The organism is Rhodospirillum centenum SW (assembly GCF_000016185.1).
GTDB classification, from domain to species: domain Bacteria; phylum Pseudomonadota; class Alphaproteobacteria; order Azospirillales; family Azospirillaceae; genus Rhodocista; species Rhodocista centena.
Window position 1 is genome coordinate 376,173 of sequence record NC_011420.2, and the last position, 8,828, is coordinate 385,000.

At 69.0% G+C, this 8,828-nt stretch carries 11 protein-coding genes (1 of these 11 only partly in view); all 11 read left to right on the forward strand.

The genetic code is table 11. The features are described from left to right. Positions 1–64: 64 nt before the first annotated feature. Positions 65–1,846, forward strand: a complete 1,782-nt coding sequence (locus RC1_RS01680; RefSeq protein ID WP_148213355.1) for a hypothetical protein — start codon at positions 65–67, stop codon at positions 1,844–1,846. A gap of 131 nt (positions 1,847–1,977) precedes the next feature. Beyond that, positions 1,978–2,772, forward strand: coding sequence for a SapC family protein (locus tag RC1_RS20615; protein WP_083759220.1), 795 nt, complete (start codon positions 1,978–1,980; stop codon positions 2,770–2,772). A gap of 266 nt (positions 2,773–3,038) precedes the next feature. Continuing rightward, complete coding sequence (gene atpD, locus RC1_RS01690) at positions 3,039–4,502, forward strand: F0F1 ATP synthase subunit beta (protein ID WP_012565597.1); 1,464 nt, start codon at positions 3,039–3,041, stop codon at positions 4,500–4,502. Next, a complete protein-coding gene (locus RC1_RS01695; protein WP_012565598.1) occupies positions 4,499–4,945 on the forward strand; it encodes a F0F1 ATP synthase subunit epsilon in 447 nt (148 codons plus the stop codon). Before atpD ends, RC1_RS01695 begins: the two co-directional genes overlap by 4 nt. Continuing rightward, positions 4,942–5,232 carry an AtpZ/AtpI family protein gene (locus tag RC1_RS01700; protein ID WP_012565599.1) on the forward strand — a complete coding sequence of 97 codons (291 nt, stop codon included), beginning with the start codon at positions 4,942–4,944 and terminating at the stop codon, positions 5,230–5,232. Before RC1_RS01695 ends, RC1_RS01700 begins: the two co-directional genes overlap by 4 nt. Next, positions 5,229–5,537, forward strand: coding sequence for an N-ATPase subunit AtpR (locus tag RC1_RS01705; protein ID WP_012565600.1), 309 nt, complete (start codon positions 5,229–5,231; stop codon positions 5,535–5,537). The genes RC1_RS01700 and RC1_RS01705 overlap by 4 nt, the downstream gene beginning before the upstream one ends. Beyond that, positions 5,534–6,205, forward strand: coding sequence for a F0F1 ATP synthase subunit A (locus RC1_RS01710; RefSeq protein WP_012565601.1), 672 nt, complete (start codon positions 5,534–5,536; stop codon positions 6,203–6,205). Before RC1_RS01705 ends, RC1_RS01710 begins: the two co-directional genes overlap by 4 nt. A gap of 6 nt (positions 6,206–6,211) precedes the next feature. Further along, on the forward strand, positions 6,212–6,454 hold the full coding sequence (locus RC1_RS01715) for a F0F1 ATP synthase subunit C (protein WP_012565602.1): 243 nt from the start codon (positions 6,212–6,214) through the stop codon (positions 6,452–6,454). A 3-nt stretch (positions 6,455–6,457) separates the two neighbouring features. Beyond that, positions 6,458–7,219 (forward strand): F0F1 ATP synthase subunit B family protein, encoded by a 762-nt coding sequence (locus RC1_RS01720; protein ID WP_012565603.1) that lies wholly within the window; start codon positions 6,458–6,460, stop codon positions 7,217–7,219. Further along, on the forward strand, positions 7,194–8,756 hold the full coding sequence (locus RC1_RS01725; RefSeq protein WP_012565604.1) for a F0F1 ATP synthase subunit alpha: 1,563 nt from the start codon (positions 7,194–7,196) through the stop codon (positions 8,754–8,756). Before RC1_RS01720 ends, RC1_RS01725 begins: the two co-directional genes overlap by 26 nt. Then, positions 8,753–8,828, forward strand: partial view of a F0F1 ATP synthase subunit gamma gene (locus RC1_RS01730; RefSeq protein WP_012565605.1) — the beginning only. Its footprint extends 743 nt past the window's final position; the window shows 76 of its 819 coding nt (coding positions 1–76); its start codon is at positions 8,753–8,755; its stop codon lies off the right edge, out of view. Before RC1_RS01725 ends, RC1_RS01730 begins: the two co-directional genes overlap by 4 nt.

Below are 8,828 nucleotides of genomic sequence, written 5' to 3' on the forward strand. Positions count from 1 at the left end.
TTAACACTATCGGGAATCGGATGGTTGGCCGTCCAGAGGCTGCTCCTGCGATAGGATGGAAGGCGTGGTCAGTTCCGTGGTCATCCCGCTCAGGCGGCCGGTTCAACACCAAACCAAGTCCTGGGCAAATCAGGAACTGGCGGAATTCTACCGTGTCGTCGAAATCCTGAACCGCGCAGGGCTCGCTGTCTCCATCGACAGCGGGTGGAGCGACGAGGGCGATCCCTGGCTCGTGTTCCTGCGGGACGATTCCAGCGAGGTCATCGCCCACTTCGCAAAGATCGACGGGCGGCTTGTCGCGTCCAACGGGGCCACCGGAGACACGATCCGCGGCAGCAACTTCCGCGATCTGCTCAATGCGCTTGTCCGGATGCAGCCGTTGGTGCTGCCGCCGGCGTCGCCCGCCACGGCCAAGCTCTACCTCCATCCCAGCGTCATTCTGAGCGCCTTTGTCGCAGCGGCACTGATGCTCCTGTCCGATGCCAGTCCGGCAGAGGCATCCGAGGCATCCGCCGACCCGGGTCCGGGGGGAGACGACGCAGCGCAGGTGCGGGAGGCGACCCCGGATCCGGAAACGATGATCCGTCCCGTTTCCGGGCATGTCATCCCTGCCGTCCGTGCATTCGACGGGCAAAGACAGTGGGAGGCGCTGCGCTCCCCCACGTCCAAGGCCGACAGCATATTTACCCAGGCCCAGTTCGCGGCCCTGACCGCGGTTCTTGGCACGGCCATGATGCTGCTTGACCAGGCCGGGGATGTCGCCGGACTCCCGAAAACGGAAGCAGAAACGGCGGCGGCAAGCACCGGCCCGTCTCAGCAGACGGGCGCAGAGGCAGCGCCGACGGAATGGGCTGTGGCAGCCCTCGGCCACGATGAGCCGCAGAAGCCGATTCTGACAGAGACATCCAGCGCCCCTGAGGCAGCCCCGGCGACCGCCTCTGACAGTGCCCATGCTTTGTCTGCGGCATCGCTTTCATCATTCCTTGAACAGGAAACCGCAGGGGACGTCTACAGGTCTGGCATTGACAGCGTGCGGATCAGTGACGACACCATCGTCGTCAGTCACGACCTGCTGAACGTCGAGGGCGTGGCGTTCAGGGCGCACGATGGAGTCGCAACGGAGCCTCCTGTCACTCTGGAGACGGCTCCTGCGATCGTCTTCCTGACCCAAGGCGGCCTGATCGAGGTGAGGATTGTTCCGGTCCTTGCTGAAATCCTGCTCCTGAATCCCGGAAAAGCGGTCGAGGTCGAGTTCGACATTCTCCTGGATACGGTGGCGGCATCCGCCGATGTGGCGCCGCCCCCTGCATCGCCGGATGCAGCACGGGAAAGGCCCGTTTCCTCTCCCGGGGCGGCTCCGGAGGAGATGAATTCAGACAGATCAGATGATGCGGGGGCGAAGAAGGTCGCCGATACACCTGCCGCTCAGACACCAGACCAGCCCGGCTCGCCTGTTCCCACCCCCCCGTCCGACAGCAGCTCCCCCTCTCCGCCGGCCGATTCAGGACATCCCACGACGCAACCGGGCCACCCTCTGCCCGAAGCACCGCAGGCAACGGTGCCGCATGCGCCGGAGCTTGCCGCATTCGGAAAGATCATCCTTGCGGACGGGAGTTCCGATTATCTTCTGACGGCCGGTCGGGAGACCATCGTGTTTACGGGGGGGCAGGTCACTCTCTTTAATTTCCAGTTCGGCACGGACAGACTGATCATAGAAACAAGCAACATCAACCCATCCTCGATGGAAATCACGTGGTCTGATCAAGGCTCCCTGATCATGACTTTCGATGACAACTCGAAGCTGACCTTTGTCGGGATAACGGGTTGGGAAAATCCCGGCGGCTGATGGATTGCCGCAGATCCGCTCCCGCATCGCAAAAAAGGCGTACTGGCTGAGAGTGATCCTGCCTCCAACCGAATACCTCGTCGTTGACCGGAAGCATTGCCGTCACGGGACGGCAATCTGGAAATTGTGGGATGGGCGCCGAAATGGATAACAGTATTGTCGCGGTCTCTGCTGACGCCCACGGCCGGAAGCGTCTTAAACCCGTCACTGATTATTCCTTTGCAGCGACACTCACGGCGTTCCCGCTGACTGTTCCTGAGGTCATGGTTGCAGCCGCAGAGTATCCTATCGCGTTCACCAAGAATGCCGACAGCTTGGAGCCGAGTGCTCTTCTCAGCCTGGGCAGCAGCCGCAATCTATTCGTTGATGCGAATGGACGTTGGCTCGGAAACTATATTCCAGCCATAATCCGCCGCTACCCCTTCGTAATCGGACAGGTGCCGGAAGAGAACAATCTGGCGCTTTGTATCGATGAGAGTTCAGGGCTTCTGTCAGAAACAGAGGGTGAGCCTCTGTTCACGGACGATCTGAAGCCTTCGCAGACACTCGCCAAGGCCATCCAGTTCTGCAATGAAATGGAATCGGCCCGGGGGGCAACTCTTTCCGCGACAGCCGCCATTGCGGAGGCCGGGCTGATCCAGCCCTGGCCCTTGAAGATTCAACAGGGAAGTTCTGTCCGCGAAATCAGCGGCCTGTTCAAGATCGAAAAGTCGGCGTTCTTTTCCCTTCCCGACGACATCATTCTCAGACTACGCGCCAACGGCGGGCTGACCCTGATATACGCGCACCTGGTTTCGGTGAACAGATTGCAGGCATTGGCCAAGATGGTGCCCGCGCCGGTATCGTCGTTCCCGGCTCCTGCTCCCGCGAAACCGGCACCTGACCTTCCGCGGGGGCCGTCCGAGGAACTCGTCTTCCGGTTCTGATCTGACCCGGGATCGAAGAACGTTCCTGATACGGTTCAGCCGAAGCACTGATCCAGGTCGGAGATGTCGGAACGCCGCGGCTCCGCGATCCGATCGCCGGTCGTGACGGGGTGAAGTGCGCGCGAAGAGCCCAGGAAGGCTCTCCGCCCAGGCCGTGATCCTCCGGCAGCGGGGGTAATTTCAGCTGTTTGTGATCTGGATCACGGGGTTAGCGCTGGAGCTGTGGCAGCTTTGCTGCACTGCCCGCAAGGACTTGGCCTGCCGCGATGCCGGACATGCTTACCCAGTCCCCCGACGGCCGTGTCATCTCCGTCAGGGGATCGGTCGTCGATCTGGCCTTCCCCCAGGAAGCCCTGCCCGCCCTGAACGAGGCGGTGGAGGTCCTATGGGATGCCGGCGAGCCCCTGATCTGCGAGGTGCATGCGCACCTTGATCCCGGCACGGTCCGGACCCTGGCGCTGGCCGCCACGGGCGGGCTGGCCCGGGGCACGCCGGCCCGGCGCACGGGTGCGCCGCTGTCGGTGCCGGTGGGGGAGCCCCTGCTCGGCCGGCTGGTGGACGTGCTGGGCCGGCCCGGCGACGCCGGAGAGCCCATAACGGCAGAGGCGCCGCGCTGGCCGATCCACCGCCCCGCCCCGCCACTGGCCGGCCAGACGCCGCGGCGCGACGTGTTCGAAACGGGGATCAAGGTCATCGACCTGCTGGCCCCGCTGGCGCGCGGCGGCAAGGGCGGCATGTTCGGCGGCGCCGGCGTGGGCAAGACCGTGCTGGTGACGGAACTGATCCACAACATGGTGGCGCAGCAGACCGGCCTGTCCGTCTTCGCCGGGATCGGCGAGCGCTCCCGCGAGGGCCAGGAACTGCTGGAGGAGATGCGCCGGTCCGGCGTGCTGGAGCGCACGGCGCTTGTCTTCGGGCAGATGAACGAGCCGCCGGGTGCGCGCTGGCGGGTCGGGCTGACGGCGCTGACCATCGCCGAGTGGTTCCGCGACGAGGCCCGCCGCGACGTGCTGCTGCTGATGGACAACGTCTTCCGCTTCGTGCAGGCGGGGGCGGAGGTCTCCGGCCTGCTGGGCCGGCTGCCGTCGCGCGTCGGCTATCAGCCGACGCTCATCACCGAGATCGCGGAACTGGAGGAGCGCATCGCCTCCGTCCCCGGCGCCACGGTGACGGCCATCCAGGCCGTCTATGTTCCCGCCGACGATTTCACCGATCCCGCGGTGGCCGAGCTGTTCGGCCATCTGGACAGCGCCATCGTGCTGTCCCGGTCCATGGCGGCGGAGGGGCTCTATCCCGCCGTCGATCCGCTCGCCTCCTCCTCCGCCCTGCTCGATCCGCTGGTCGTGGGGGAAGAGCACTACCGGACGGCGGAGGATGTGCGGGCCCTGCTGGCGCATTACCGCGAGCTTCAGGACATCATCGCGCTGCTGGGCATCGAGGAGCTGAGCCCGGCCGACCGGCTGGCCGTGAAGCGGGCGCGGCGGCTGCAACGGTTCCTGACCCAGCCCTTCGCCGTGACCGAGGCCTTCACCGGCCGCAAGGGCGGCAGTGTGGCGAGGGTGGAGACGCTGGCCGGCTGCCGTGCCATCCTGGACGGGCAGACGGACGACTGGGCCGAATCCTCCCTCTACATGGTCGGCACCCTGGCCGAAGCGCGGGCGAAGGAAGCGGCCGACAGCAGGCCCGCGGGTTCCGCCACGTCCGGCGGGACCACCGGGAGTACGGGATGATGCGCCTGACCATCACCACCCCCACCGCCGTCGCCGTGGACGTGGCGGACGCGGTGCAGGTGCGGGCGGAGGACTTCTCCGGCGGCTTCGGCATCCGTACCGGCCATGCCGACTTCCTGACCGCGCTGGTGCCGTCCGTCGTGATCTGGCGCCGGGAGGACGGGAGCGAGGGCTACTGCGCCGTGCGCGGCGGGGTACTGACCGTCAGCGGCGGCCGCACGGTCGCCGTCGCCACGCGCGAGGCCGTTCCGGGCGATGATCTGGACCGGCTGGAGCACGAGGTGCGCGACAGCTTCATCGTGCGCCAGCGGGAGGAACAGGAGGCCCGGAGCGGCGCCCGGATATTGCAGGTCTCGGCCCTGCGGCACATGCTGGGCTATCTTCGTCCCGATGGCGGCGGGCCGTCCCGGCGGGCGCCGCGCGAGGAGGGGGCGGAAGGATGAGCGGTCCGGACGGCAACCACGGCAACGAGCATCTGGGACGCGACGTCCGCCGCCGCCGCGAGCGGCGCGAACGCTGGCAGCGGGAGGGGGAGCGGCCGCTGGGGCGCAACCTCGCCCTGGTCGGGTCGTTGGGCTGGGCCATCGTGCTGCCCGGTGTCGGCGGGCTGTTCCTGGGACGCTGGCTGGACGGCGGCGTCGGCGCCTTCTGGACCATCTCCCTGCTGGTCGGCGGGCTGGGTGCCGGCTGCTGGATGGCCTGGGAACGCATCCGGCAGGAGGAGCGATGACCATGCTGCTGGCACATCCCTGGATGCCCACGGCCCTGGCGGCGCTGGCCGCGCTCGCGGCCGGTCTCGCGGGGGGCGTCATCTATTTCCGCGCGCTGCGGTTGAACGCCCGGCTCTGGCTGGCCGGCCGCGGGGTCGCCCTGCCCCTGCTGCTGCATGCCGGCCGGCTGCTGCTGGCGGGTGGCCTGTTCGTGCTGGCCGCACAGGCGGGGGCGGCGGCACTGCTGGCCGGCTTCGCCGGCTTCCTGGCGGCGCGGCGCCTGACGGTGCGGCCCGGAACGGCGGAACCGGAAGGTGTGGCATGACCGAATCCCCGCTGCTGACGCCCGTGCTGTTCAGCATCGGCCCGGTGCCGGTGGCGCTGCCGGTGGTGACGACCTGGGGCCTGATGGCGTTCCTCGCCATCGGATCGGCCCTGGCGACCCGGCGACTGGCGCTGCGCCCCGGCACCGCCCAGTCCCTGGTCGAACTGGTGGTGACGACGATCGAGCAGCAGCTTGATGAGACGATGCAGACCAGTTCCCGGCCCTATCTGCCACTGCTGGGCACGCTCTTCCTCTATCTGGTGGTGGCGAACCTCTCCGGTATCGTGCCGGGGATGAAGGCGCCGACGGCGGCGCTGGAGACGGCGGCGGCGCTGGCGCTGATCACCTTCCTGTCCGTGCAGGTCTGGGGCGTGCTGCGGCGCGGCCCCGGCGGCTATCTTGCCAGCTTTGCGAAACCGACCGTGCTGATGCTGCCGCTGAATCTGCTGGCGGAGGTCACGCGGGCCTTCTCCCTGATGGTCCGCCTGTTCGGCAACGTCATGAGCGGCGAGTTCGTCATCGCCATGATCCTGGCGCTGGCCGGGCTGTTCGTCCCGGTGCCGCTGATGGCGCTGGAGATCCTGCTGGGGCTGATCCAGGCCTACATCTTCACCATCCTGGCCGCCGTCTTCATCGGCGGGGCGGTCGGCAGTATCGAGAAAGGCTGAGACTTCATGACCATCGAGATGATCAGCATCCTGGCCGCCGCCTTCGCGGTCGGCCTGGGCGCCATCGGCCCGGCCCTGGCCGAAGGCAAGGCCGTGGCGGCGGCCATGGACGCCATCGCCCGCCAGCCGGAGGCGGCCAACGTGCTCTCCCGCACCCTGTTCGTCGGCCTCGCCATGATCGAGACGATGGCGATCTACTGCCTGGTCGTGGCGCTTCTGGTCCTGTTCGCCAATCCCTTCGTGGGCTAGGCCATGGCGATCGACGGCTGGACGGTCGCGCTGCAGGCCGTCAACTTCCTGATCCTGGTCCTGCTGCTGCGGCATTTCCTGTACCGCCCGGTGCTGGCCATGATCGACCGGCGCAAGGCGGAAGCGACCCGCCTGCTCGACGACGCGGCCCTGCGGGTCGAAGCGGCGAAGGCGGAACGGCAGAAGGCGGAAACCCTGCGCGCCGATCTGGAGGCGCAGGCCGATGCGCTGCTGGCGGACTCGCGCGCCCGCGCCGGCAAGGAACTGGAGGAACTGCGCACCCGTGCCCGGCGGGAGGCCGACGGCATCCTGGCCGAAGGTCGCAAGGCCCTGGCCGAGGAGCGCCGGGCCGCCGAGGCGGACCTGCGCGGCAAGGCTGCCGGGCTGGCGGTGGAGATCGCCGGCCGGCTGCTGGCGGCGGCGACCCCGGGCGCGCGGGTGGAGCCCTTCCTGGACCGGGTCTGCACCCGCCTGACCGCCCTTCCGGAACCGGAGCGGCAGGTCCTGGCGGGGCAGGCGGCGGACGGCGGCATCCGCATCGTCACCGCTGTCCCGCTGGACGAGGCCGGCCGCGCCCATTGCCGCGACCGTGCCCACACCCTGCTGGGGCCGGATATCGCCCTCACCTTCGCCGACGATCCCGAGTTGCTGGCGGGGGTGGAACTGCACTTCGCCCACACCGTGATCCGGGACAGCTGGCGGGACCTGCTGGGCCGCATCGGACTGGAGCTGGACGGACATGACGACGCTCACCGGATCGCTTGACCGCTGGCTGCCGGAGGCATCGCAGCGCGCCGGCACCGTGCCCGCCGGTCCCCGGGTGGAGGAGACCGGCCGGATCGAACGGGTCGGCGACGGTGTCGCCCTGGTCTCCGGCCTGCCCGGCGCCCGGGCGGACGAGATCCTGGTGCTGCCGGGCGGGGTGCCGGGGCTGGCGATGACCCTGGACCGCGACACCATCGGCTGCGTGCTGCTGGGCGACGGCGCCCGGCTTTCCGCCGGCGGCACCGTCCATGGCAGCGGCGCCATCGTGCGCGTGCCGGTCGGACCGGGACTGCTGGGCCGGGTGCTGGACCCGCTCGGCCGGCCGCTGGACGGCGGGCCGCCGCCCCACGCCAGCCGCCTGAATCCGGTGGAACGGCCGGCCCCGGCCATCGCCGAGCGGGCGGAGGTGACGCAGCCCCTGCACACCGGCCTGACGGTTGTGGACGCCATGTTCCCCATCGGCCGCGGCCAGCGGGAGCTGATCATCGGCGACCGCGCCACCGGCAAGACGGCGCTGGCCCTGGACGCGATGCTGGCCCAGCGCGACGGCGACGTGGTCTGCATCTATGCCGCGATCGCACAGAAGGCGTCGTCCGTGCGCGAGGTGGTGGAGGCGTTGCGCGCCGGCGGCATGCTGGAGCGCAGCATCGTCGTCGTCGCCTCCCCCGACGCGCCGCCGGGGCTGCAATGGCTGGCCCCCTACGCCGCCATGACGATGGCGGAGTTCTTCCGCGATTCCGGCGGCCATGCCCTGGTCGTGCTGGACGATCTGACCAAGCACGCCGCCATCCATCGCCAGATCGCCCTGTTGCTGCGCCAGCCGCCGGGACGCGAGGCGTTTCCGGGCGACGTCTTCTATCTGCATTCACGGCTGCTGGAGCGGTCGGCCAAGCTCTCCGACGCGCAGGGCGGCGGCTCGCTGACGGCGCTTCCGGTGGCCGAGACGCTGGCCGGCAACCTCTCGGCCTACATCCCGACCAACCTGATCTCCATCACCGACGGCCAGATCGTGCTGGACACCAAGCTGTTCCACCAGGGTCAGAAACCCGCCGTGGATGTCGGCCGCAGCGTCAGCCGGGTCGGGGGCAAGACCCAGTCGCGCTCGCTGCGGCCGCTGGCGGAAAGCCTGCGGCTGGACTATGCGCAGTTCGCGGAGCTGGAGGCTTTCACCCGCTTCGGAGGCATGACAGACGAGCGCACGCGCCGGGCGGTGGAGCACGGCCGCCGCCTGCGGTCGCTGCTGGCCCAGCCGCGGCTGGCGCCCCTGCCCCTGGTCGCGCAGGTGGCGCTGCTGCTGGCCCTGGCCGAAGGGCTGCTCGATCCGCTGCCGCTGGACCGCATCCCGCGCTTCCGCGCCGACGCCCTGGCGGCGCTGGCCGACCATGGCGCCATCGCGGCCCGGCTGGCGACGGGGGAGGCGCTGGACGACACCACCCGCGCCGCGCTGCTGGCCGCGATGCGCCGCCTGCTCCCCGCCGCGCCCCCTGCCGCCCCCTCTGCCACCCCCTCTGCCGCTGCCGGGAGAACGGGAGGGTGAGCGAACGGCTGGAGGAGGTCGAGACCCGGCTGGCCGCCATCGGCGATCTGGGGAGCGTGGTGGATGCCATGC